General features: G+C 50.1%; 18 protein-coding genes and 1 riboswitch. Of the genes, 17 read left to right on the top strand and 1 reads right to left on the bottom strand.

The genetic code is table 11. The annotated features are described in order from the left end of the window. Positions 1-12: 12 nt before the first annotated feature. A riboswitch (THF riboswitch) is annotated at positions 13-121 on the top strand. A gap of 82 nt (positions 122-203) precedes the next feature. The 15 genes from QOX44_RS01950 (at position 204) to QOX44_RS01880 (ending at position 21,482) form a co-directional block, all read left to right on the top strand. Continuing rightward, positions 204-764, top strand: a complete 561-nt coding sequence (locus tag QOX44_RS01950; protein WP_283680969.1) for a folate family ECF transporter S component — start codon at positions 204-206, stop codon at positions 762-764. A 143-nt stretch (positions 765-907) separates the two neighbouring features. Further along, the gene (locus QOX44_RS01945; RefSeq protein WP_283680968.1) at positions 908-2,221 is read left to right on the top strand and encodes a bifunctional folylpolyglutamate synthase/dihydrofolate synthase; all 1,314 of its coding nucleotides are present in this window, start codon (positions 908-910) and stop codon (positions 2,219-2,221) included. After that, positions 2,218-3,348, top strand: a complete 1,131-nt coding sequence (gene pheA, locus QOX44_RS01940) for a prephenate dehydratase (RefSeq protein ID WP_283680967.1) — start codon at positions 2,218-2,220, stop codon at positions 3,346-3,348. The genes QOX44_RS01945 and pheA overlap by 4 nt, the downstream gene beginning before the upstream one ends. 12 nt (positions 3,349-3,360) lie before the next feature. Then, the gene (locus QOX44_RS01935; RefSeq protein ID WP_283680966.1) at positions 3,361-4,656 is read left to right on the top strand and encodes an ATP-binding protein; all 1,296 of its coding nucleotides are present in this window, start codon (positions 3,361-3,363) and stop codon (positions 4,654-4,656) included. Positions 4,657-4,665: 9 nt separating this feature from the next. Continuing rightward, positions 4,666-6,210 carry a Ppx/GppA phosphatase family protein gene (locus QOX44_RS01930; RefSeq protein ID WP_283680965.1) on the top strand — a complete coding sequence of 515 codons (1,545 nt, stop codon included), beginning with the start codon at positions 4,666-4,668 and terminating at the stop codon, positions 6,208-6,210. 11 nt (positions 6,211-6,221) lie between these two features. Continuing rightward, complete coding sequence (locus tag QOX44_RS01925; RefSeq protein WP_283680964.1) at positions 6,222-8,348, top strand: RNA degradosome polyphosphate kinase; 2,127 nt, start codon at positions 6,222-6,224, stop codon at positions 8,346-8,348. A 21-nt stretch (positions 8,349-8,369) separates the two neighbouring features. After that, on the top strand, positions 8,370-9,434 hold the full coding sequence (gene ispG, locus QOX44_RS01920; protein ID WP_283680963.1) for a flavodoxin-dependent (E)-4-hydroxy-3-methylbut-2-enyl-diphosphate synthase: 1,065 nt from the start codon (positions 8,370-8,372) through the stop codon (positions 9,432-9,434). An 18-nt stretch (positions 9,435-9,452) separates the two neighbouring features. After that, positions 9,453-13,943 carry a PolC-type DNA polymerase III gene (locus QOX44_RS01915; RefSeq protein ID WP_283680962.1) on the top strand — a complete coding sequence of 1,497 codons (4,491 nt, stop codon included), beginning with the start codon at positions 9,453-9,455 and terminating at the stop codon, positions 13,941-13,943. Between the two features lie 51 nt (positions 13,944-13,994). Continuing rightward, positions 13,995-14,513: a YqeG family HAD IIIA-type phosphatase gene (locus tag QOX44_RS01910; RefSeq protein ID WP_283680961.1), complete on the top strand. Its 519-nt coding sequence runs from the start codon at positions 13,995-13,997 to the stop codon at positions 14,511-14,513. Between the two features lie 16 nt (positions 14,514-14,529). Then, entirely contained in the window at positions 14,530-15,249 is a 720-nt protein-coding gene (locus QOX44_RS01905; protein WP_283680960.1) for a response regulator transcription factor, read from the top strand. A gap of 42 nt (positions 15,250-15,291) precedes the next feature. After that, the gene (locus QOX44_RS01900; protein WP_283680959.1) at positions 15,292-16,092 is read left to right on the top strand and encodes a TIGR01906 family membrane protein; all 801 of its coding nucleotides are present in this window, start codon (positions 15,292-15,294) and stop codon (positions 16,090-16,092) included. A 19-nt stretch (positions 16,093-16,111) separates the two neighbouring features. Further along, entirely contained in the window at positions 16,112-19,030 is a 2,919-nt protein-coding gene (locus QOX44_RS01895; RefSeq protein WP_283680958.1) for an insulinase family protein, read from the top strand. Between the two features lie 9 nt (positions 19,031-19,039). Then, complete coding sequence (gene era / locus QOX44_RS01890; RefSeq protein ID WP_283680957.1) at positions 19,040-19,948, top strand: GTPase Era; 909 nt, start codon at positions 19,040-19,042, stop codon at positions 19,946-19,948. Between the two features lie 71 nt (positions 19,949-20,019). After that, positions 20,020-20,685, top strand: a complete 666-nt coding sequence (gene recO, locus QOX44_RS01885) for a DNA repair protein RecO (RefSeq protein ID WP_283680956.1) — start codon at positions 20,020-20,022, stop codon at positions 20,683-20,685. An 86-nt stretch (positions 20,686-20,771) separates the two neighbouring features. Then, positions 20,772-21,482, top strand: coding sequence for a hypothetical protein (locus QOX44_RS01880; RefSeq protein ID WP_283680955.1), 711 nt, complete (start codon positions 20,772-20,774; stop codon positions 21,480-21,482). A gap of 122 nt (positions 21,483-21,604) precedes the next feature. On the opposite strand, the gene QOX44_RS01875 is transcribed toward QOX44_RS01880, so the two are convergent. Continuing rightward, positions 21,605-22,852 (bottom strand): IS110 family transposase, encoded by a 1,248-nt coding sequence (locus QOX44_RS01875; RefSeq protein WP_283680954.1) that lies wholly within the window; start codon positions 22,850-22,852, stop codon positions 21,605-21,607. Between the two features lie 316 nt (positions 22,853-23,168). Between QOX44_RS01875 and QOX44_RS01870 the strand changes: the two genes are divergently transcribed. Beyond that, on the top strand, positions 23,169-24,566 hold the full coding sequence (locus QOX44_RS01870; protein WP_283680953.1) for a glycine--tRNA ligase: 1,398 nt from the start codon (positions 23,169-23,171) through the stop codon (positions 24,564-24,566). Positions 24,567-24,694: 128 nt separating this feature from the next. After that, on the top strand, positions 24,695-25,936 hold the full coding sequence (locus QOX44_RS01865) for a 6-phosphofructokinase (protein ID WP_283680952.1): 1,242 nt from the start codon (positions 24,695-24,697) through the stop codon (positions 25,934-25,936). The last annotated feature ends 36 nt before the right edge of the window (positions 25,937-25,972 follow it).

Here is a 25,972-nt window from a genome sequence, read left to right as displayed (position 1 = left end):
TGCATAAATAATAGCGAAGTAGGAATCAGCGCGTTAAGTTGTCAGCGGCTGGGGAGTCGCCCTGAACCGAAAAGCCATTCCGTGGGAATGTGTTTGCGATGCTTTTTCCGCACCCGTTGCTACAATATGAGAACATCTCATAATGTGGAGCGAATATTATTTATCAGTAATTATTAATTTCACATTAGTGGAGGTGTTTTTTGATGCAGAAAAATAAGAAAACAGCATGGGATACCCGTACACTTGTCTTTCTGGGTCTGCTGGTCGCGCTGCATATCGTGCTGGTGCGTCTGGTAGTGATCGACCTGGGGGCTTACCGTATCACAGTCGGCAGTGTCTGTACGATCCTGGCAGGACTCTGGTTTGGTCCTGTGGCAGGAGGCATGAGCGGACTGATCGCGGATCTGCTCGGCTGCGTGCTGAAGGGCTATGCAGTCAATCCGCTGATCACACTGGCGGCAGTCCTGTGGGGTGTGATCCCGGCGCTGATGCGGCCGTGGATCAGTGGAGGAAAGGTCAGAAAGACAGCTGTTATGTGCGTTGCCATAGCGGTCACAAGTATTTTGTCTACGCTGGTGTTTACGACGGCAGGACTCGTATTGATCGGAAATAATTTTTATGCGATCATACCGGGCAGAGTCATCCAGTGGGCCCTGATGACGCCGATCTACTGCGTACTGACCTGCGCGCTGTATTACAGTCCGCTCACGAATGTAGTACTGAGCGCAACGGTTGGCAGATCCGGACGCGCGGCAAATGCATGACCGGGTGCGCTTTTGACCGGGTATATCCGCAATTATAAATTACATAAGAAAGACAGCTCCAGACAGATTCCCCTTGGAGCCGTACACCGGGGGCGCTGCATTTTGCAGCGCCCCCGTAATCATATAAAAAATCGGAGGCAGCTATGAATTACAAAGAAGCGAGAACATTTATTCAGGAAATATCTGTGCGGGGAAGTATGCTGGGAATGGAGACCGTGACGAATCTCCTTGCCCTGCTGGGAAATCCGCAGGATGATCTGAAGTTTATCCACATTGCAGGAACAAATGGGAAGGGATCGGTACTCGCCTATTTATCCACGATACTGGAGCAGGCGGGATACCTTGTTGGACGCTACATATCGCCGACACTGTTTTCTTACCGGGAAAGGATACAGATCAACAGGGAGAATATCAGCAGGGAAGATTTTGCTGCGCTTGCATCGCAGGTGTGTGATGCGTACCGGGAAATGGAACGGCGCGGTATGGCGCTTCCTACCGTGTTTGAGGTAGAGACGGCGATCTCATTTTTGTATTTCAGGAAAAAAGGCTGTGATCTTGTCATGCTTGAGACGGGGCTTGGCGGCCGTCTTGACGCGACAAATGTGATAAAAACCCCGGTGCTTACCATGATCGCGTCGATCAGTATGGATCATATGGAATTCCTTGGCGATACGATCGAGCAGATCGCGTGGAATAAGGCCGGTATTATCAAGCCGCACGTTCCGGTAGTCTGTGCGCACCAGAGCGCCGGGGCGAAGCAGGTGATCGTGGAGGAGGCGGACAAACAGGGGAGCGGATATACCTTTGTACAGCCGCAGAAGATCACAGACATCTGCTATGGGATGGAAGAGCAGTCATTTGTTTATGGAGATTTCGGACGGATCGTGATCCATCTGGCGGGCAGGCATCAGATTGAGAATGCGGCCCTGGCCCTTGAGGGAGTGGCAGCGCTTCGCCGGCAGGGCTATGAGATATCAGACGGGGCAGTTGTGGCAGGCATGGAGCAGACGGTCTGGAAAGGGCGTTTTACAGCCATTCATCAAAAACCGCTTGTCATCCTTGACGGAGCGCATAATCCAGACGCGGCCAGCCGTCTTCGGGATTCTGTAGAAATGTATTTTAAGGGAAGAAAAAAATATTATATCTTTGGCGTGTTTTCTGACAAAGAATATGATAAAATTATAGACATCACGGCAGGACTGGCAGAGAGGATCTATACGGTGCAGACACCGGGAAATCCACGTGCGCTTCCGGCACAGAAGCTGGCCGAGGCAGTGGCGCGCGTGAATCCGTCAGTGGAAGCCTGCGGCGATATAAAAACAGCTGTAGAAAAAAGCTTTGCGCTGTCAGGGGACGAGGATGTGATCCTCGTGTTTGGATCCTTATCTTTTCTGGCTGAGGCAGAGCAGGCTGTTGAGCAGTATGAGAGAGTATACACAAACGGAGAACAGGGATGAGAGATTTACTGGAATTAAGAGATGAGATAGATGAGATTGACCGGCAGGTTGTCCGGCTGTTTGAGGATCGGATGAAGATCAGCGCAGAGGTTGCAGAATATAAGATTGCAAATGGGAAAAAGGTGTTTGACAAGGAGCGGGAACACGCGAAGCTTGAGACGCTGCGGATGCTGGCGTCGAATGATTTTAACCGGCATGGGGTGGAGGAACTGTTTTCACAGATCATGTCTATGAGCCGCAAGCTGCAGTATCAGCTTCTTGCGGCTCATGGGGCCGCAGGCCGCCTTCCTTTTATTGCAGTTGATGATATTGAGCGGGAGAATATCCGGGTTGTTTATCAGGGGGTTGAGGGCGCGTACAGCCATGCGGCGATGCGGGCGTATTTTGGTGAGGATGTGAACTGCTTTCATGTCAAAAAGTGGCGTGATGCTATGGAAGCGATCGCGGAAGGCGCGGCGGATTATGCAGTCCTTCCCATTGAAAATTCTTCGGCAGGCATTGTGGCAGACAATTATGATCTGCTTGTAAATTTTGAAAATTATATCGTGGGCGAGCAGATCATTAAATGTGAGCACGCGCTTCTGGGCCTGCCGGGAACAAAGCTTTCCGATATCCGGACGGTTTATTCCCATCAGCAGGCGCTTTCCCAGTGCGAGGAATATCTGGACCGTCACAGACAGTGGCAGCTTATCCCGTATGATAATACGGCGCGGGCAGCAAAGAAGGTCGCGCAGGAGAAAGACCCGTCACAGGCGGCGATCGGCAGTGTTTTTGCAGCGCAGGTGTTTGGTCTGGACGTGCTGGAGGAGCATATCTATTATAATGAGGCAAATTCAACCAGATTTATTATTGTGACAAATCAGCGGGTGTTCCGGCGGGATGCAGGAAAGATCAGTATCTGTTTTGAGCTGCCGCATGCAAGCGGAGCGCTGTACAATATCCTGTCACATTTTATTTACAATAATCTGAACATGAATCGGATCGAATCGCGGCCGATACCGGGGCGAAACTGGGAGTATCGTTTTTTTATTGATTTTGACGGAAACTTAAACGACAGTTCTGTAAAAAATGCGCTGCGGGGCATACGTGAAGAAGCGATCAACATGAAAATACTTGGAAATTATTAAGGAGAATATACGATGACAGGGATAGAGGAGCTGATCCTATACCGTGATTTTGAAAATGGGACGATCCTGCGTGATATGACATGGATCATGGATCATTACTGCGTGCAGGAGCTGCGTGAGCAGGTCCGGATAAAATTTTTCGGGTGCATGCACGCGCTTGTTGAGCTGGCAGGAGATTATGGGTTTGAGAAAAATCTGTGGCATGCGTATCTGACCTATCTTCTTGTCAATAATGAAAATGTTTTCAGTACTTCCTGCGAGATACGGGGGATCGCGCAGGGAAGCCTTTTGCGTCTGGCAAAGCACGATTTTGCGATTTTCAGGCAGCTCTTTGCCTATGACTTTGCGCCGCTTGAGCAGATGACTGGCGCGGGTGTTTTTGAGGAGATCCTGGATTATCGCAGCGCAGGCACAGGGGGCAGGGTATTTAACAGACGGATCAGCACAAGGATCTGTGAACTGGGAGAGCAGCTTGGCAATGCTGCTGATCTGGATGCATTTACACAGTATATGATCCATTTTTATCAGGAATTTGGCGTCGGAAAGCTGGGGCTGCACAAAGCGTTTCGCGTAGCGCATGGAGAAAATGGGGTGCAGATCCTGCCGATCACAAATATCCGCCATGTGAATCTGGATGATCTGGTCGGCTACGAGAGCGCAAAGAAGAAGCTCGTGGATAATACGGAGGCGTTTGTGCAGGGCAGAAAGGCAAATAACTGCCTGCTTTTTGGAGATGCCGGGACCGGGAAATCATCGAGCATCAAGGCGATCCTCAATCAGTATTATGATCAGGGGCTTCGGATGATCGAGATCTATAAGCACCAGTTCCAGGACCTGAATGATGTGATCGCACAGATCAAAAACAGAAATTATCGTTTTATCATATATATGGACGACCTCTCTTTTGAGGAATTTGAGATCGAGTACAAATATTTAAAAGCAGTCATAGAAGGCGGGCTTGAAAAAAAGCCGGATAATATCCTGATCTATGCGACCTCGAACCGCCGTCATCTGATCCGGGAAAAATTCAGCGACAATAAGGAGACGCGGGACGGGGATATTCATACGAATGATACGGTGCAGGAAAAGCTTTCGCTTGCTTCCCGCTTTGGCGTGACGATCTTTTTCGGAGCGCCGGACCGGAAAGAATTTCAGGCGATTGTGAAGACGCTGGCGGATCGCTATGGGATCTCCCTGCCGCCGGAGGAGCTGCTTGGAGAGGCAAATAAGTGGGAGCTGAGTCATGGAGGACTCTCCGGGCGTACGGCACAGCAGTTTATTGACTATCTGCTTGGACAGATAAGATAGGAGGCGCGTATGGCAGTAAAGTATTTTGCAGCCATCAGTATTGGATCGGCAGAGACAGAAATGAAGATCTTTGAATGGGGCGCAAAGAAGCCGATGCGTGAGGTGGAGTGGCTGTCCGAGCGCATGACGCTTGGACTGGATGTATATAAGAACGGACGGATCAGCAGGGAAAATATCGAAAAGCTGTGCACGGTGCTCAGGGACTTTGTGCGGCTGATGCAGGTCTACCATGTGGATGCGTACCGGGCGTGCGCAACGAGCGCTTTTCGCGAGTCGCGCAATACGGAGATCATGCAGGATTATATTGAGAAGCAGACGGGGCTTAAGATCACAGTATTAAGCAATTCGGAGCAGCGCTTTGTGGACTATAAGTCCATAGCATCTGTCACCGCAGAGTTTGAGAAGATCATTCAAAGTCCGGCGGCGATCGTTGATATCGGGAGCAGCAGCATGCAGATATCGCTGTTTGACAAGGATAAGCTGATCACGACACAGAATATCCGTATCGGAAGCGTCACGACGAAGGAGCAGCTTGCACCCTTTGCAAAAAGCAGCGGACATTTTGAGCAGCTTGTGACAGAGCTTCTGGATCATGAGCTTGCAGGCTTTGCGAAGCTGTATCAGAAGGACAGACAGTTAAAAAATCTGATCGTGATCGGAGGAAATCTGCTGGGGCTGATGACATCATACCGGGAGGAGAGCCGCAAGATCACATCGGTGACAAAGGCGCAGTTTGAGAAGGTTTATGAGGATGCGGTGCGTCTGGATCAGGATGAAATAGCGGAGCAGTACAATATATCGTATGATCAGGCAGGGCCGATCGCGCCGTCCGCCGTGTTCTGCCGCTGCCTGATGGAAAATCTGGGGGCGCAGACGCTTTGGTTTCCGGATTACAGTCTGTGTGACGGGCTGGCATATGACTATGGCGTAAAGAATCGGTATCTGAAAAACAGCCACGATTTTGAAGAGGACATTATCGCTGCAGCGCGCAGCATCGCCAAGCGCTACAAGTGCAATCAGGCGCATATCCGCAATCTGGAGGAGATCGCGCTTCTGGTATTTGACCGCATGAAAAAGGTGCATGGCATGGGAAAAAGAGAGCGGCTGCTGCTTCAGATTTCCATTATCCTGCACAACTGCGGGAAGTTTATCAGCCTGGAAAATGTATCGGAGTGCGCATACTATATTATCATGGCGACGGAGATCATCGGGCTTTCTCACACAGAGCGGGAGATGATCGCGTACACCGTCAAGTTTAATACAAGCCCGTTTGAAAATTATGAGGATCTTGCCGTGCGCACGGCGCTGACCCGGTCAGAATATATGGTCGTTGCGAAGCTGACAGCGATTTTGCGTATAGTGAATGCGCTGGATCGCACACACCGGCAGAAATGCAGGAATGTGACCGTGACATTAAAAGAGCATGAGCTGCGGATCACGATCGCAAGCGCCGCAGATCTTTCGCTTGAGGCGGGTACCTTTGAGAGCAAGGCAGAGTTTTTTGAGGAAATTTTTAATGTGCATCCTGTATTGAAGCAGAGAAAACAGATGTAGGAGGAAGCGTCATGGCGGAATTTGATTTTGGAAAGCCGGAATATTTTACAAACAGAGAGTGCAGCTGGCTGGGATTTAACAGCCGTGTTTTAAGCGAAGCCAGGGATAAGAGCCTGCCGCTTCTGGAGCGTCTGAAATTTCTGAGCATCACTGCGTCGAATCTGGATGAATTTTTTATGGTGCGGGTCGCTTCTCTCAAGGATATGGTGCATGCAAAATATACAAAAAGAGATATTGCGGGGCTGACTCCGTCGGAGCAGCTTGCAAAGATCGCGGATCAGGCGCACGAGCTTGTAGCGGTGCAGTATTCTACCTATAACCGTTCCCTGCTTCCTCAGATGAAGCTCGCCGGGCTTGAGGCAGTGACGGAGCATGAGCGGATGACAGAGCAGCAGAAGCAGTATGCAGATAAATACTTTGAAGAAAATGTATACCCGGTATTGACGCCGATGGCGATGGATCCTTCCAGACCCTTTCCGCTTGTGCGCAATAAGACGCTTAACATCGGCGCTCTGATCTCAAAAAAGGGCGAAAAGGGAAAAGCGGAGTTTGCGACTGTACAGGTGCCTTCTGTGCTGCCAAGGATCGTGGAGCTGCCGCCGTCTGAGAGCGGGCAGAAGTGTGTGATCCTTCTGGAGCAGCTGATCGAGCGCAATATTGACAAACTGTTTTTAAACTACGATGTCGTATGCGCGCATCCGTACCGGATCATGCGCAATGCCGATCTGTCCTATGATGGAGATGAGGCGGCGGATCTGTTAAAGGAGATTCAAAAGCAGCTGAAAAAGCGTCAGTGGGGCGAGGTGATCCGGCTGGAGATTGAAGAAAAAATGCATCCGAAGCTCCTTAAGATACTAAAATCAGAGTTTCAGGTAAAGGAAGAGGATATTTACAGGATCAATGGTCCGCTTGACCTGACCTTTCTGATGAAGCTGTACGGCCTGGAGGGGTTTGACGGACACCGGTACAGACCGTACCGCCCGCAGCCGGTCCCGGGAATGAATGATGAGGAGGATATTTTTACCCAGATCCGAAAGGGGGATATCCTGCTGCACCATCCGTATATGACGTTTGATCCTGTGGTGCAGTTTATCCGTCAGGCATCTGTTGATCCGGATGTACTTGCGATCAAGCAGACGCTTTATCGTGTGAGCGGGAATTCACCGATTGTTGCCGCTCTTGCGCAGGCAGCGGAGAACGGCAAGCAGGTGTCTGTGCTGGTAGAACTCAAGGCAAGATTTGATGAGGAAAATAATATTATCTGGGCAAAAATGCTGGAAAAAGCGGGATGCCATGTGATCTATGGCCTGCTGGGGCTTAAGACGCACAGTAAGATCACGCTGGTGGTGCGCCGTGAGGAGGACGGGATCCGCAGATACGTCCATCTCGGGACCGGAAACTATAATGATTCTACGGCAAAGCTCTACACGGACTGCGGAATCCTGACATGCTCGGAACCGATCGGTGAGGATGCGACCGCTGTGTTTAATATGCTTTCCGGCTATTCAGAGCCGAAGCACTGGAACCGCCTGGTGCTGGCTCCGATCTGGATGCGCAAGCGTTTTATGCGGCTGATCCAGCGCGAAACCCAGCATGCAAGGGACGGCAAGCCGGCGAGGATCATTGCAAAGATGAACTCCCTGTGCGACAAAGAGATCATAGAGGCGCTGTATGAGGCGTCAGCCGCAGGTGTGGAGATCGATCTGATCGTAAGAGGGATCTGCTGTCTGAAGACGGGGATACCAAAGGTGAGCGAGCACATCCATGTCCGTTCGATCGTTGGAAATTTTCTGGAGCATGCCCGTATCTTTTACTTTCAGAATGGCGGAAATGAGGAGTTCTACATGGCAAGCGCGGACTGGATGCCCAGAAATCTCGATAAACGTGTTGAGATCCTGTTTCCGATCGAGGATCCGGGAATTAAGGAGCGCGTACGTCATATTTTGCAGATTCAGCTTGAGGATAATGTAAAAGCGCATATCCTGCAGCCAGATGGAAGCTATGAAAAAGTAGATAAGCGCGGCAAGGTACTGCTGTGCGCGCAGGATTATTTCTGTGAAGAGGCAAAGCAGCTGGCGGCGGAGGAGCCCGGGGCCATCAGGAGCCACGTGTTTGTGCCGGCAGAGGCGGCTCAGTGAAGCAGGAAAGGAGAGGCAGAGATGTATCGTGATAATACAAAAGTGGTAAGGATTGGCGATCGCGCAATCGGAGGCGGAAATCCGATCCTGATCCAGTCTATGACAAATACGAGGACAGAGGATGTGGCTGCGACGGTTGCGCAGATCCATTCCCTGGAGAAGGCGGGCTGTGATATTATCCGCTGTGCAGTTCCGACGATGGAGGCGGCAGCAGCACTTCGGGAGATCAAAAAGCAGATAAGTATTCCGCTTGTTGCAGATATTCATTTTGATTATAAGCTGGCGATCGCAGCGATCGAGGCGGGGGCGGACAAGATCCGTATTAATCCCGGCAATATCGGAAGCGCCGACCGTGTGCGGGCAGTTGTCGATGCGGCGCGGGAGCGCCATATTCCGATCCGCGTAGGGGTAAACAGCGGTTCTCTGGAAAAGGAGATCGTTGAGCGCGACCACGGCGTAACGGCAGAGGGGATCGTAGAAAGCGCGCTCCGGCAGACCGCCGTGATCGAGGATATGGGGTACGATAATCTGGTGATCAGTATTAAAGCGTCTGATGTGATGCTGTGTACGGCAGCGCATAAGCTGCTTGTCGACAGGACGGACCATCCGCTGCATGTCGGCATCACAGAGGCGGGGACACTGCTTTCTGGAAATATCAAGTCTGCGATCGGACTTGGCCTGATACTCTCCGAGGGGATCGGGGATACGATCCGCGTATCCCTGACAGGAGATCCGCGGGAGGAAGTAAAGTCTGCAAAGCTGATCCTGCGCACACTCGGTCTTAGAAAGGGCGGGATTGAGGTCGTCTCCTGCCCGACCTGCGGCCGGACAAAGATCGATCTGATCGGGCTGGCCAATCAGGTTGAGGCAATGGTGGAGGATATTCCGCTTGATATAAAGGTGGCAGTCATGGGCTGTGTAGTCAACGGCCCAGGCGAGGCGAAGGAAGCAGATATTGGTATTGCCGGAGGTAAGGGCGAAGGTCTGCTGATCAAAAAGGGCGAGATCGTGCGCAAGGTGCCGGAGGATGAGCTGCTTTTTGTGCTTCGGGAAGAGCTGCTTCACTGGAATGACAGATGTTTATGATCGACAGGAGCGATTTTCATGTTAAAACCGTTTTTTGAAGTTTTCCCGGTTCTTGAACTGAGTGACGATCTGCACGGCCTGCTTGAGTTCGTGCAGGTCGCGCGTGTGACGATGAACCGGGAACGCACGTTTATGCACGTGTATCTGGAAAGCGAAAAGCTGATTTACAAAAAAGATATTATTGAGATCGAGCAGGCTATTAAAAACCAGCTTTTTTATGATGCGCAGACAACTGTGAAGATCATTGAAAAATTTCATCTGTCCAGACAGTATACGCCGCGAAAGCTTATGTCTGTGTACGAAGACAGTATTTTACTGGAGCTTAAAAATTACAATGCGCTTCTTTACAGCCTTTTGCGCGAGTCGGAGCAGGTATTCTCCGATGAGGAGACCCTGTGTCTGAAGGTGCCGGATACGGTTATCGCAGATGGCAAGGAGGAGGAGCTTTTATCTATTCTGGAAAAGATTTTCTGTGAGCGCTGCGGGATGAATTTCCATGTCAGTACACAGCGCGTTCTGCCAAAAGAGAATAAAAAACGGCAGATGCAGGAGCTTGAGCTGGAGCAGGAGGTTGCTGCGATCGCGAAAAATTATGCGGCTGTAAAGGAAAATGAATCACAGGATACAGAAAACGCACAGAGTGACGGGAAAAAGAGGCAGGGAAGGGCAGCAGGAAAACCTGCCGGAGAGAAACGATCGTCCGAAGCTGCTGCATCAGGCGCAGGCATCCAGAAGGAGGCACCCAAAAAGAAGAGCTTTTATCAGTCGGGCGATCGCTATGGCGGCAGGCGCTGTGATAACCCAGATGTGATCTATGGCCGGGACTTCGATGGAGAGGCGATACCGATCGAGGCGATCACCGGAGAAATCGGGGCAGTCACGATCCGCGGTCAGGTACTTAGTGTGGAGCTTCGTGAGCTGCGAAATGAAAAAATGCTGTTTATTTTCAGTATGACAGATTTTACAGATTCCATCGGCATCAAGCTGTTTATGACGAAGGAGCAGGGGGAAGAGCTTGCGTCTTCGATCAAGGCAGGCGCATTTCTGATGCTTACGGGAGTGACGACGATCGACCGTTTTGACAGTCAGCTGACGATCGGAAATGTCAGAGGGATCAAAAAAATCGCAGATTTCAGGCAGAAGCGGGAGGATACATACGCACAGAAGCGTGTAGAGCTGCACTGCCATACAAAAATGAGCGATATGGATGGCGTCTCCGATGTAAAAGATATCATCAAGCGTGCCATCAGCTGGGGGCATCAGGCGATCGCGATCACGGACCACGGAGCGGTACAGGCTTTCCCGGATGCGAACCATGCGGTGCCGAATGATGGAAGCTTTAAGGTCATCTACGGGATGGAAGCATATCTTGTGGACGACCTCAAGGAGATCGCGACAAATACAAAGGGACAGAGTCTGGATGAAACATTTGTTGTTTTCGACCTGGAGACCACCGGATTTTCGCCGGAACAAAACAGGATCATTGAGATCGGAGCAGTGAAGGTGGCGAACGGGAAGATCACAGACCGCTTCAGTACCTTTGTCAACCCGGAGGTGCCGATCCCATTTCGTATTGAGGAGCTGACCGGGATCAATGATCATATGGTGCTCGATGCACCTGTGATCGAAACAGTACTGCCAAAGTTCCTGGAGTTTTGTGAGGGCTGCATTATGGTGGCGCACAACGCTTCCTTTGATATGAGCTTTATAGATAAGAACTGTGAGCGGCAGGGACTGCCCTGTGATAAGACAGTGGTGGACACGGTGGCAATGGCGCGTGTGCTGCTGCCAAATCTGAACCGGTTTAAGCTGGATACGGTGGCGAAGGCGCTTGGCGTCTCTCTGGAAAATCACCACAGGGCAGTAGATGACGCGGCATGTACCGCAAATATTTTTGTAAAATTTCTGGAGATGCTCGGCAAGCAGGAGATAAGGACGCTCGAGCAGCTTAATGCGCTCGGAAAGTCATCTGAGAGCCAGATTAAAAAGCTGCCGACGTATCACATCATATTGCTCGCAAAAAATGATGTGGGGCGGGTGAACCTGTACCGCCTTGTTTCCTGGTCGCATCTGCAGTATTACGCGCGCCGCCCGCGCGTACCAAAAAGCATACTGCAAAAATACAGGGAGGGTCTGATCATCGGCTCCGCCTGTGAGGCAGGAGAGCTGTATCAGGCGCTGCTGCGCGGCTCGCCGGAGCAGGAGGTGGCGCGCCTCGTAGATTTTTATGACTATCTGGAGATCCAGCCGCTTGGCAACAATATGTTCATGACGCGCGAGGACCGGGAGGACCGCAAGACGGTCGAAGACCTGAAGGACCTCAACCGCCGTATCGTAGAGCTTGGAGCACAGTACGGAAAGCCTGTTGTGGCGACGTGCGATGTCCATTTCCTTGATCCGCAGGATGAGGTCTACCGGCGGATCATCATGGCGAGCAAGGGCTTTAAGGATGCGGATGATCAGGCGCCGCTGTATCTGCGTACGACAGAAGAGATGCTTGCGGAGTTTGCTTATCTTGGAGAGGAAAAGGCGCAGGAGGTCGTGATCGACAATACGGTTATGATCGCAAATATGTGTGAGCGCATTTCACCGGTGCGCCCCGACAAGTGTCCGCCGGTGATCGAGAATTCAGATCAGATCCTGCGTAATCTCTGCTATGAGAAAGCGCATGAAATCTACGGGGAGGATCTCCCGGAAATCGTCTCCGAGCGTCTGGAGCGTGAGCTCAACTCGATTATTTCAAACGGGTTTGCCGTGATGTATATTATTGCGCAGAAGCTGGTGTGGAAATCAAATGCAGACGGCTATCTGGTCGGATCGAGAGGATCCGTCGGGTCCTCTTTTGTTGCCACCATGTCCGGTATCACAGAGGTGAATCCGTTAAGCCCGCATTATTATTGTCCGAACTGTCATTACAGTGATTTTGAATCAGAGGAAGTCAGAAAGTATGCGGGAATGGCGGGCTGTGATATGCCGGATAAGGACTGCCCGAAGTGCGGGACTCCTCTGAAAAAGGAAGGATTTGATATCCCGTTTGAGACGTTTCTTGGATTTAAGGGGAACAAAGAGCCGGATATTGACCTGAACTTTTCCGGAGAGTATCAGAGTAAGGCACATAAATACACAGAGGTGATCTTCGGGGCAGGGCAGACGTACCGTGCGGGAACGATCGGTACACTTGCGGACAAGACGGCGTTTGGCTATGTGAAAAAGTATTATGAGGAGCGTGACCAGAGAAAGAGAAACTGTGAGATCGACCGTATCGTGCAGGGATGCGTCGGCGTGCGCCGTACGACGGGACAGCATCCGGGAGGTATTATCGTGCTTCCGCTCGGTGAGGAGATCTATTCGTTCACTCCGGTACAGCATCCGGCAAATGATATGACAACGGATATTGTCACGACACATTTTGACTATCATTCGATCGACCACAACCTGTTAAAGCTCGACATACTCGGACACGATGATCCGACCATGATCCGTATGCTGGAGGATCTCACTGGCATTGATGCAAAGAAGATCCCGCTTGATGACCCGGATGTCATGTCGCTGTTTTCGAGCACAAAAGCACTCGGCATCACACCGGAGGATATGGGAGGAGTACCGCTTGGCTCTCTGGGCATCCCGGAGTTCGGTACAGAGTTTGCGATGCAGATGCTTATTGACACGAAGCCGCAGTATTTTTCTGATCTGGTGCGGATCGCCGGACTGGCACACGGTACGGATGTGTGGCTTGGCAATGCGCAGACACTGATCCAGGAGGGAAAGGCAACCATTTCCACGGCGATCTGTACGCGAGATGATATTATGATCTATCTGATCGGAAAAGGGATGGACAGCGAGCTTTCCTTTACGATCATGGAGAGCGTGAGAAAAGGTAAGGGATTAAAGCCGGAGTGGGAGCAGGCGATGATCGAACATGAGGTGCCGGACTGGTATATCTGGTCCTGTAAAAAGATCAAATATATGTTCCCGAAGGCGCATGCGGCGGCGTACGTGATGATGGCATGGCGTATCGCTTACTGCAAGATTAATTATCCTCTGGCGTATTACGCAGCGTATTTCAGCATCCGTGCATCAGGGTTTGATTACGAACTGATGTGTCTCGGGAAGGAGAAGCTTCTGTATCACATGCATGATTATGAGAAAAGGATGGATACACTCAGCAAAAAAGAGCAGGATACGTACAAGGATATGAAGAGCGTGCTTGAGATGTACGCCCGGGGATTTGAGTTTGCTCCGATTGATGTCTACCGGGCACAGGCAGTACGTTTTCAGATCGTGGATAATAAAATTATGCCATCGTTCAGCTCGATCTCCGGCCTGGGTGACAAGGCTGCTGCTGCGATCGTGGATGCGGCAAAGGATGGGCCGTTCCTTTCCAAGGATGATTTCCAGACGCGGACAAAGGCGAGCAAGACAGTGACAGATCTGCTTTCCGATCTGAAGATCCTGGACGGTCTGCCGGAATCCAACCAGCTCTCCCTGTTTGATACACTGGCCGGATAATGCGGCGCGCAGACGCCAGATCTGGTTTACCGAAGAAAGGATTTATCATATATGAGTTTATTTGAAAAGTTCTATCCGGATGCATATCTGGATTCGACATATGTAATTGATTTTGACGAATTGTATAAGACAGGTTACAGAGGTGTGATCTTTGATATTGATAATACGCTCGTGCCGCACGGCGCTCCTGCTGACGAGCGTGCGAAGAAGCTGTTTGCGCATTTGAAAGAGCTGGGCTTTTCCTGTTGTCTGCTCTCCAACAACCAGCGTCCGAGAGTGGAGATGTTTAATGAGGAGATAGGCGTACACTTTATTGAGAATGCGCACAAGCCTTCGACGAAGAATTATCTGCGCGCGATGGAGCTGATGCACACGGACAAAAAAAATACGCTTTTTGTAGGCGATCAGCTTTTTACCGATGTATACGGCGCGAGACGGACAGGGCTGTATTCGATTCTCGTAAAACCGATCCACCCCAAGGAAGAGATCCAGATTGTGCTGAAACGATATCTGGAAAAGGTTGTTTTGTATTTTTACAAAAGAGACCGGAAAAAATGTGCAGATAAGTAAGGTGAAGGATTGCTTTATGAGATTATTAGTGGTAGAGGATGACGCGGGGCTGGCAACCGGGATCGGATTTTACATGGAACGGGAAGGCTATGAGGTGATCCATGCAGGGACACTGAGGGATGCGGCGAAGAAGCTTGAGGAGGAATGTCCGGATGTTGTCCTGCTGGACTTAAATCTGCCGGATGGCGACGGGCTTGACTTTTGCCGGAATGTAAGGAAAACGTCACAGGTGCCGGTGATCATGCTGACGGCGCGCGATATGGAGACGGATGAGGTGCAGGGGCTTTTGTGCGGAGCGGATGATTACCTGACGAAACCGTTTTCCCTGGCTGTTTTAAAGGCACGGCTGGATACGGTGATGCGCCGGAGCCGCGCCGGAAACTGCATGGATCCGGAAGAAGAGGCGCAGGAGACTGCGGACAGAGAGAACCAGCCGGAGCTTGTCGGAGGAGGGATACGGCTTCTCACCGGAAAAATGAAGGTATACTGTGACGGGAAGGAAGTCGACTGTAGTGTGACAGAGTACCGTCTGTTGCAGTATCTGATGGAAAACTGCGGACAGGTTATGCTAAAGGAGCAGATCCTTGCACACGTGTGGGACAATAGCGGCAGCTTTGTCGATGAGAATACATTACAGGTTGCTATCCGCAGGCTTCGCCGGAAGCTGAACGACGACGGGGCGCAGCCAGGGCATATTCGGACGGTCCGGGGGATGGGCTACATTTTTACAGGGTGACTTGTTCCGAGTTTTGTAGTATAATAAAATACTGGAGATGAAATGAGAAAACAGAAAGATCACAGAGGATATAACAGCAGGAATACAGCGACAGGCGCGCCGGGGCAGAAAAGAACCGGCAGGAAGAGCAGTCCTCCCAGACACAGGAAATCGGGGACAGAAGCAAGGCCGCGCAGAGTTCTTTCCGTCACGAACCTGTTGCTGGGATGGATCGGTTTTTTATTTATCGCAGCTTTTTCTGTGGTGCTGGTCCTGAATCTGCGCACGATATATTACTTTGATATCCAGGCGCAGCAGCTTGTGCAGCAGACCGGACTTTCCGAGCAGGAGATCCGAAAGAATTATGATACGCTGATAGACTATAATCTGATGACAAAACGTGTAAAAAAACTGGAATTTCCGGATTTCCCGATGTCAGAGCAGGGAGAGCTTCATTTCCGTGAGGTAAAGCGTATTTTTATTGCGGTCCAGGTGCTGTGCGTGGTCTGCGGTGCGGTTACGGCGATCGGGCTTGTCAGAAAGCTTTTGCACCGGGACTATGGGAGCCTGAAGCTGATGTCCATCTTTACGGTTCTGATCCCGGCTATACTGGGCGTGCTGGCAGTGTGGGACTGGGAAGCATTTTTTACCGGATTCCATGAACTGTTTTTTCAGAATGACTACTGGCTGTTTGATCCGGTCACAGACCCTGTGATACAGATCCTGCCGGACGCATTCTTTTTTCACTGCTTGGCTGCAGTGATCCTTTTTTTGCTGCTTGGAGGCCTGATCACAGGAGCGTTGTATCGTTTTGCTACGAGAAAATATCGCCGGTGCAATACGGCAGGCGGACGAAAACTATGAACAGATAGGAGCATTCATTATGAATATTGAAAAATTACCACAGTATGAGCTGCTAAAGCAGGAGCGTCTGGAGGATATTCGTTCAGATGGGTATCTGCTGCGCCATAAAAAGAGCGGAGCCAGAATCCTTGTTCTGGAAAATGAGGATGAGAATAAGGTGTTTAACATTGCATTTCGTACTCCGCCTGCAGACAGCACAGGAGTGGCGCATATTTTGGAGCACAGTGTGCTGTGCGGAAGCCGGCTGTTTCCGGCGAAGGATCCGTTTGTTGAGCTGGTGAAGGGTTCTCTGAACACTTTCCTCAATGCGATGACGTATCCGGATAAGACCATGTATCCGGTCGCAAGCTGCAACGATAAGGACTTCTGCAACCTGATGCACGTATATCTTGATGCAGTTTTTTATCCGAACATCTATAAAAAAGAAGAGATTTTCCGTCAGGAAGGATGGAGCTATCAGCTGGGATCGCCGGAAGACGAGCTGATTTACAATGGTGTGGTCTACAATGAAATGAAGGGAGCTTTTTCCTCGCCGGAGGATGTGCTGGAGCGTGAGATCATGAATTCGCTCTTCCCGGATACTGCGTATGGCGTGGAATCGGGCGGAGATCCCAAATGTATCCCGGATCTGACGTATGAGGAGTTTCTTGATTTTCACAGACGGTATTACCATCCGTCAAACAGCTATATTTATCTGTACGGAAATATGGATGTGCAGGAGCGCCTTGCATGGCTTGACAGAGAGTATCTGGACAATTTTGAATATAAGCAGGTAGATTCTGCGATTCGCCGGCAGGAGCCGTTTCAGGCGCCCATCGAGGTGTTTCGCAAATATCCGGTAACGGAGTCGGATGAGCTTGAAGACAGTACCTACCTCTCCTACAATACAGTTGTCGGGACAAGCCTTGATGTGGAGCTTTCCAATGCATTTGCAGTGTTGGAGTACGCGCTGTTATCTGCTCCGGGAGCAGTCTTAAAGCAGGCGCTTCTTGATGCGGGGATCGGGAATGATATTATGAGCTCCTATGACAGCGGCATCTATCAGCCGGTATTCAGCATTATTGCAAAGAATGCCAACCGCAGAGATCTGGCACGTTTTCAGGAGGTGATTCGGACTACACTTGCGCAGGTTGCCCGGGAGGGGATTGATCGCAATGTCCTTCTGGCTGGGATCAATGCGATGGAGTTTAAAGCACGGGAGGCAGACTACGGCAGTTATCCCAAGGGGCTGATGTATGGTCTTGATCTGTTTGACAGCTGGCTTTATGATGAGAATATGCCATTTGATTATCTTAAATTTGACGTATATGAGACGCTGAGGAGACGGACACAGGAGGATTATTATGAAGAGCTGATCCGCACGTATCTGCTGGAAAATCCGCATACGTCCTGTGTGATCGTAGAGCCGGAGCGCGGTCTGACTGCGCGCACAGGGGAAGCTGTTCGAAAGAAGCTGGAGGCGTACCGGGCGTCTCTTACAGATGAGCAGGTGCAGGAGCTGATAGAAAAGACGGCGAAGCTGCGTCAGTTTCAGGAGACTCCTTCCACTCTCGGGGAGCTGGAAAAGATACCGATGCTCTCAAGAGAGGACATTGGACGCAGGGCTGCGTCTTTGTATAATACGGAATACCACTGGAACGGCACTACGGTGCTGCACCACAATATTTTTACAAACGGGATCGCGTACCTGGATCTGCTGTTTGACATCAGCCGCATTGCCCGGGAAGACATCCCATACCTTGGCGTGCTGAAGGCAGTGCTCGGGATGGTGGATACAGAACATTATACGTATCAGAACCTCAACAGTGAGATCCTCATCAACACAGGAGGGATCAGCGCCGGCTTAAATGTATACCCTGTGCTTCCGGAAGGAGAAGAGCTCCGGGCATTTGTCGGTCTGCGCGCGCGGGTGCTGTACGATAAGCTTCCGTTTGCTTTTGAGATGGCAGAAGAGATCCTGCTGCATTCGAGCCTTGAGCAGGATAAGCGGCTGTATGAGATCCTTGCGCGGTTAAAATCCAGACTGTCTATGCAGCTGCCCTCTGCCGGCCATGCGACGGCTGCCGGCCGGGCATTGTCATATTTTTCACAGTCAGCGGCATTTAATGATGCAGTGGGCGGGATCACCTTCTATCGCCTCGTTGACGATCTGGAAAAGCATTTTGAGGAGCGTAAGCAGGAATTGAGGTCGAAGCTGCTTCAGATGATGCGGCAGCTGTTTCACCGGGAGGGACTTTTTGTGAGTCTGACCTGTGAGGAAGAAGGGCTTGCAAGGATGCGCGGACCATTTGAGGCATTTCTGGAAAAACTGCCGGCTGCGCAGGATGCGGTACAGGATAATCGCCTGAGAACGGAGAAAAAGAATGAAGGCTTTATGACGCCGGGGCAGGTACAGTATGTGGCGCGGACTGGAAATTTCCGGGAAGCAGGCTTTTCATACACGGGTGTGCTGCGTATTGTAAAGGTACTGATGAGCTATGATTATCTGTGGACGAATATCAGAGTGAAGGGCGGAGCATACGGATGCATGAGCTCCTTCGGACCGACCGGAGATGCCTATTTCGTTTCGTACCGCGATCCGAACCTGCGTGCAACCGATGAGGTGTATGAGGGGATCCCGGCTTATCTGGCTGCCTTTCATGCCAGTGAGCGGGAGATGACGAAGTATATCATCGGTACAGTGAGTGAGCTGGATACGCCGCTGCCTCCGGCTTCCAGAGGCTATCGTTCACTCGGCGCATATTTCAGTAAGGTGACGCAGGAGGATCTGCAAAGAGAGCGGGACGAGATACTTGGCGCAACGCCGCAGCAGATCCGGGAGCTGGCAGATCTCGTGCGCGCGGTTCTTGCCTGCCAGGCGATCTGCGTGATCGGAAATGAAGACAGGATAAAGCAGGATCAGGATCTGTTTACATCGATCCAGATGCTGGCAGAGTAAGGGGAATTTATGGAAAACGCAAAATTTAAATCAGGATTTGCTACACTGATCGGACGTCCGAATGTAGGTAAGTCGACGCTGATGAACCATCTGATCGGGCAGAAGATCGCGATCACATCAAATAAGCCGCAGACAACGAGGAACAGGATCCAGACCGTCTACACATCCGACGAGGGGCAGATCGTGTTTCTCGACACGCCGGGGATCCACAAGGCAAAGAACAAGCTTGGCGAGTACATGGTAAATGTCGCAGAGCGTACGCTGAAGGAGGTAGACGTCGTGCTGTGGCTCGTAGAGCCGACCGATTTTATTGGAAAGGGAGAGCAGCATATTGCCTCCGAGCTGAAAAAGGCAAACGTTCCGGTCATCCTGATCATGAATAAGATCGATACGGTAGATAAGAGCAGGATCGGGGGATTTATGGAAGGCTACCGGGATCTGCTTGATTTTGCAGATATGATACCGGTGTGTGCACTGCGCGGTGTGAACATGGACCGGGTGATCCGGGCGATCTTCCGGTATCTTCCGTATGGTCCGAAGTACTATGATGACGATACGGTGACGGACCAGCCGCAGCGGCAGATAGCGGCGGAGCTGATCCGGGAAAAGGCGCTGCGCTGCCTGGAAGAAGAGATCCCGCATGGGATTGCTGTCTCGATCGAAAGGATGACTGAGAGAAGCGGCGGACAGATCATGGATATTGAGGCGACGATCATCTGTGAGCGGGAATCCCATAAGGGGATCGTGATCGGAAAGGGCGGCGCGATGCTGCGTCGGATCGGTTCACAGGCACGCCATGAGATTGAAAAGATGCTGGAAATGAAGGTCAACTTGCAGCTTTGGGTCAAGGTAAAGAAGGACTGGCGTGACAGTGATTACATGATCAAGAACTTTGGATATGACAAGAAAGAAATCTGAGAGATCTGAAGAAGCGTGTAAAGAAAACAGTACAGGAAATACAATACAGGAAATACAATACAGGGTGAGAGATGGGGGAACCACTTAAGGTCACAGGAATGGTGCTGCAGTCAGCACCGTCCGGAGAATATGACAGAAGAACCGTGCTCCTGACAAAGGAGCGTGGGAAGATCACTGCGTTTGCGCGCGGAGCAAGAAGGGCGAACAGCATGCTGCTTGGCGCTACCACACCGTTTGTCTTTGGGACATTTACCGTCTATGAGGGGAAAAATGCGTATACGATGGTGCGGGCGGATATTTCCAATTATTTTACACAGGTGCGGGAGGATTTTGCGGCTGCGTGCTATGGCTGCTACTTTATGGAGGTGGCAGAATATTATACGAGGGAAAATCTTGATGGATCTGCTGTGCTGAATCTCCTGTATGCAACGCTGCGCGCTCTGATGAATGAAAAGCTGGACAATGAACTGATCCGGTGCATTTTTGAAATGAAAGCGATGGTGTTAAATGGAGAATATCCGTATGAGGCGGCAGAGGATGGATTGCTTTTAGAATCCACGCGGTATGCGCTGACGTATGTGATCCGGGCGCCGCTCCAGAAGCTGTATACCTTTACACTGACGCCGGAGGTGTTTGCGCAGTTCCGGCAGGTGCAGGACCATTTCAACAGAAAGAATATTGACAGAACGTTTAAATCATTTGAGATCCTGAAAACGCTCGTTTTGGATGCCGGATGAGGAAAAAGCGGCAATTCAGAAAGAAATGGTTGAAACAGCAGGAGTTTCTATGTATAATAAATGAGATTTTATTAGGAGGAACGACAGTGATTGCTAAGAAAATTTTGACGATTGCAGCACTGGCTGCAGGCATGGCGCTGCTTGGCGGCTGCGGGATGCTGGAACAGAAAAAATGGACGCCGCAGGAACCGGCCGCCATATCGATTGCAAAAGACGGTTCTATCACGGAAATCGTACAGGAATCACTGGACGAATCTTATTATGATGCTGCCGAGCTTGAGAAGATGATCACGGATGAAGTCAGCAAATATAATGCACAAAACGGAGAGGATTCTGTCACAGTAAAAAAGCTGGAGCATACAGACGGCGTATTCCGGCTTCAGATGGAATATGCCTCCGCGGATGACTATGCCGCGTTTAATCATACGGAGTTTTATTACGGCTCCATGATCAATGCCCAGCTGGAGGGCTATCTCTTTGATGTTCCCTTTAAAAAAGTAAAGGATGGCGTTGTACAGGGTTCTCCGGTGACAGGGAGCGAGGTCATCAAGCAGATGGGCGATCAGGTACTGATCCTGCGTGCGCCGCTCGAGGTGCAGGTACCGGGAAGCGTGCTGTTTACAAGTACGAATACCGAGGTCCTCTCTTCTGATGTCGTCAATGCGACAGGTGAGTCCGAGGAGGATGAGAAGGAAGGGCTGGTGCTCCCGTCGAGTGCCGTTTATCACGGTGAGGAAGCGTCCTACGAGGAGCAGGAGGCGGCAAAACGCGCCTATATCATTTTTGAGATGGAATAACAGTATAGATGGAGGAGAAAGATTGAAAATGAGAAGTAGAGGGTATCCATTCCCTTAAGTACACGACAAATAAGCCATCTTTCGGTGGCTGCTTTAAAAATTGAATATTAGAAATGTTAAGGTTATGCAGTTGCTGACTTGATTTTATAACCTTGATTCCTTGCTATGATGATTGCCTGCTCTACTGTAATCTCACGGTCCGCAGGCGGTAGGTCGGATTTTTGGTAAAGTTCTGCATTATAGTTTTCCCCGTTCTTCAACATGTGGTATAATGCGGTAAGAAGCATTCTTGCTATTGCAAGGATTGCTTTCTTGTGACCGCGACGCTTTCTGATACGGAGATAACGGTTACGCATTTCAGGATGCTTAGTGCTTTTTACGACAGCGTTTGCGCACTGTACTAAAAGCGGTTTGATGTAGCATCCGGCCTTGGACACCCGGACAGATTTTTTCTTCCCTGCACTTTCATTGTTGGTTGGTGTAAGCCCAGCCCATGAGCACAAGTGTTTCGCCGAAGGAAAAGCCTCCATATTGGTACCGATTTCGGAAATGATTCCGATGGCAGTGAAAGTACTGCTGATACCAGGAGCGGTTTGAAGAATGGAAAGTTCCTGCTGATAGGGAGCGGCGAGCGCAAGAATGAGTTCTTCAAGCTCTGCTTTCCGGGATTCAAGGTTTTCATAATGAGCTTTGATTACTTTGAGTTTGCCAGCCTGTTCCGGAGTGATATAGCCATCAATGGCATTGCGAAGCTCGGGAAGTTTTTTCTTCAGGCTTCTGAAAACAAGAGGTTCAAGGTCAAAGGAAGTATTTGCGGGATTTTCCAAAAGTTTATCCAGTATCGCCTGAGCAGATTTGCCGAAGGTGTCCGAAACAACGTTTCCCAACTGGATATTGGAAACCGTGAGACAGTTCTGCAAACGATTCTTTTCGCTTGATTTGAAGCAGGTTAGTTTGAAACGGTAACGCATTAGGTCGCGAAGCTGGCGAATGTCAGCAGGTGGCATAAAGCTTCCGGCAACAAGGTCATGCTTAAACAGGTCAGCAATCCATTTGGCATCTTTTTTGTCAGTTTTCTTTCCACGGATAGCCTTAACATATTTAGGATGAGCAAGGACAATCGAACAATCCGATTCCAAGATGTTATAAACAGGGATCCAGTATTTACCGGTAGATTCCATACAGACATCCTTGCAATTGCGATCGAGTAACCACTGTAACAAAGTTTTCAGACCGCTCGTGTAGGTCGAAAACCGGCGGCTCTCGTAAGAAGTGACACCTTTATCGTTAGTAGAAGCGATACAGGCAACTACAAAAGTCTTGTGGACATCAATGCCACAGCAGATTTTGTACACGATTTTTAAAGCCATAGGGACTCCTTTCAGAACCAGAAGGTTCACTAAAGATTATAGGGAGAGACGGCATTGACTGAACGCCTAAGCCATAAACGAGAATGTTTATACAAAGATAAGATTACGTGCTTGAAATCACACTTATTTGTGCTTGAAAAGGCGGACTACACATATAAACATACGGTCATCCGGCAAGCCGGACAGCCCACTCACCTCCCCGTGATTTGTAGTATACCGAGTTCCCTATAAGAAGAATTATAAAGAAAAAATAAGCTCAGGAAAACATTTTCATAACGTTTTGTGCCTGAGCGAAGCGAAAGGAATGGATATAAACATGGAAAAGACGATGGAAAAGATCGTAGCGCTTGCAAAGGGCAGAGGATTTGTATATCCGGGTTCCGAGATTTACGGTGGTCTGGCAAATACATGGGACTACGGAAACCTCGGTGTGGAGCTGAAAAATAATGTAAAGCGTGCATGGTGGAAAAAATTTATCCAGGAAAATCCGTATAATGTCGGTGTGGACTGCGCGATTTTGATGAATCCGCAGACATGGGTGGCATCCGGACATCTTGGCGGATTTGCAGATCCGCTGATGGACTGCAAGGAGTGTCATGAGCGTTTCCGCGCAGATAAGGTGATCGAGGATTACTGTGCAGAAAAGGGGATAGAGCTTCCGAAGCCGATCGACGCGTTTTCTCAGGAAGAAATGAAGACCTTTATTGAGGACAACAACGTACCGTGCCCGACCTGCGGCAAGCATAATTTCACAGACATCCGCCAGTTCAATCTGATGTTTAAGACGTTTCAGGGTGTTACGGAGGATGCAAAGAACACCGTATATCTCCGTCCGGAGACAGCGCAGGGTATCTTTGTAAACTTCAAAAATGTGCAGCGTACCTCCCGCAAAAAGCTTCCGTTTGGTATCGGTCAGATCGGAAAGTCTTTCCGTAATGAGATCACACCGGGGAATTTTACGTTCCGTACACGTGAGTTTGAGCAGATGGAGCTGGAGTTTTTCTGCCAGCCGGGGACAGACCTTGACTGGTTCCATTACTGGAGAAGCTTTTGCTATGAATGGCTCAAGAGCCTTGGCATGAAGGAAGAAGAGCTGCGTCTGCGCGATCATGATCCGGAGGAGCTTTGCTTCTACAGCAAGGGCACGACAGACATTGAGTATCTGTTCCCGTTTGGCTGGGGCGAGCTGTGGGGGATCGCAGACCGTACGGATTACGACCTCACCCAGCATCAGAATGTGTCCGGCGAAGATATGTCTTATTTTGATGATGAGAAAAAAGAGAAATACGTACCGTATGTCGTAGAGCCGTCTCTTGGAGCAGACAGAGTCGTGCTTGCGTTCCTGTGCAGTGCGTATGACGAAGAAAACATCGGGACAGAGGAAAAGCCGGATATGAGAACGGTGCTTCATTTCCATCCGGCACTGGCGCCGGTCAAGATCGGTGTGCTGCCTCTTTCCAAGAAGCTCAATGAGGGCGCGGAGAAGGTTTATACAATGCTGTCCGGATATTACAACTGCGAATTCGATGACAGAGGAAATATCGGAAAGCGCTACAGAAGACAGGATGAGATCGGTACGCCGTTCTGCGTAACGTATGATTTTGACTCTGAGGAGGACGGAGCAGTGACGGTGCGCGACCGCGATACGATGGAGCAGGAGCGTGTCAAGATCGAGGATCTGAAAGCCTATTTTGAGAAGAAGTTTGCATTTTAAGGCTTGCGCGTATAAATCAACTTTGCTATAATGACGAATGGCTGTTTCAGGTAACTGGGAACGGGTGCGATTTTTGCCATCGGTTCTTATGATATTACATTTTACATTACCATTAGGAGGAATTTAAAATGAGTGAATTAAAAGGTGCAATGATCATCGGACAGTCCGGCGGACCATCTTCCGTAATCAATGCGAGCTGCTACGGTGCGATCAAGGCAGGTCTTGACTCTGATGTGATCACAAAGGTATACGGCGCAGCAAACGGTATCGTTGGCGTGCTCAACGACAGACTGTATGTGATGGATGAAGAGGATCCGGAAGAGCTGGCTATCATGAAATATACACCGTCATCCGCTCTGGGCTCCTGCCGTTACAAAATCGCAGATCCAGATGTAGATGATACAGATTACAAGAAAATCCTTGAGATCTTCAAAAAGTATGATGTGCGTTATTTCTTCTACAACGGCGGAAATGACTCCATGGATACATGCAACAAGATTTCCAAATATATGAATAAAGTAGGATATGAGTGCCGTGTAATGGGTATTCCGAAGACGATCGACAACGACCTGTTCGGAACAGACCACTGCCCGGGCTTCTCTTCAGCAGCGAAGTATATCGCAACATCTCTGGTAGAGGTTTATCAGGATGCTCACGTATACGATAAAGGACAGGTGACGATCGTTGAGATCATGGGCCGTCATGCAGGATGGCTGGCAGGCGCTGCTTCTCTGGCACGCGTGACAGGCTTTGGTCCGGATCTGATCTACCTTCCGGAGGTTGATTTCAACATGGACGAGTTCCTTGAGGATGTTGAGAAGATCTGGAATGAAAACCAGAATGTACTCGTAGCAGTATCTGAGGGTATTCATTATGCAGACGGCAAGTTCGTATCTGAGGCTGAGACATCTGCAACAGACGGATTTGGACATGCACAGCTTGGCGGTCTGGCTGCAAAGCTTGGCGATGTAGTAAAGAAAGCAATCCCGGGTGTTAAGGTTCGTCCGATCGAGCTTTCTCTGCTCCAGAGATGTGCAGAGCACTGCGCATCCCAGACAGACTCTGACGAGTCCTTTATGGCAGGACAGACAGCAGTAAAAGAGGCGATCGCCGGTGTGACAGACAAGATGGTAGGCTTCAAGTGCACACGCGATGCTGCCGGCTACAAGTGTGAGCCGGAGCTTCTGGATCTGTCTTCCGTAGCAAACTATGAGAAGAAAGTTCCGGTAGAATGGATCAACGAGCGCGGAAACAATGTGACAGATGCGTTTATTGACTACGCTCTGCCGCTGATCCAGGGTGAGATCGAGATGAAGAAGGAGAACTCTCTTCCGAGATTCGTACATCTGAAGAAAGTGATCGCGAAATAAATAGGCTTTGAATGAGATGCTGCTGCAAAATATGCA

This window comes from Parablautia sp. Marseille-Q6255, assembly GCF_951230155.1.
GTDB lineage: Bacteria > Bacillota > Clostridia > Lachnospirales > Lachnospiraceae > Choladousia.
The sequence above is the reverse complement of the archived record's forward strand: the minus strand, read 5'-3'. Positions and strand labels throughout refer to the sequence as shown.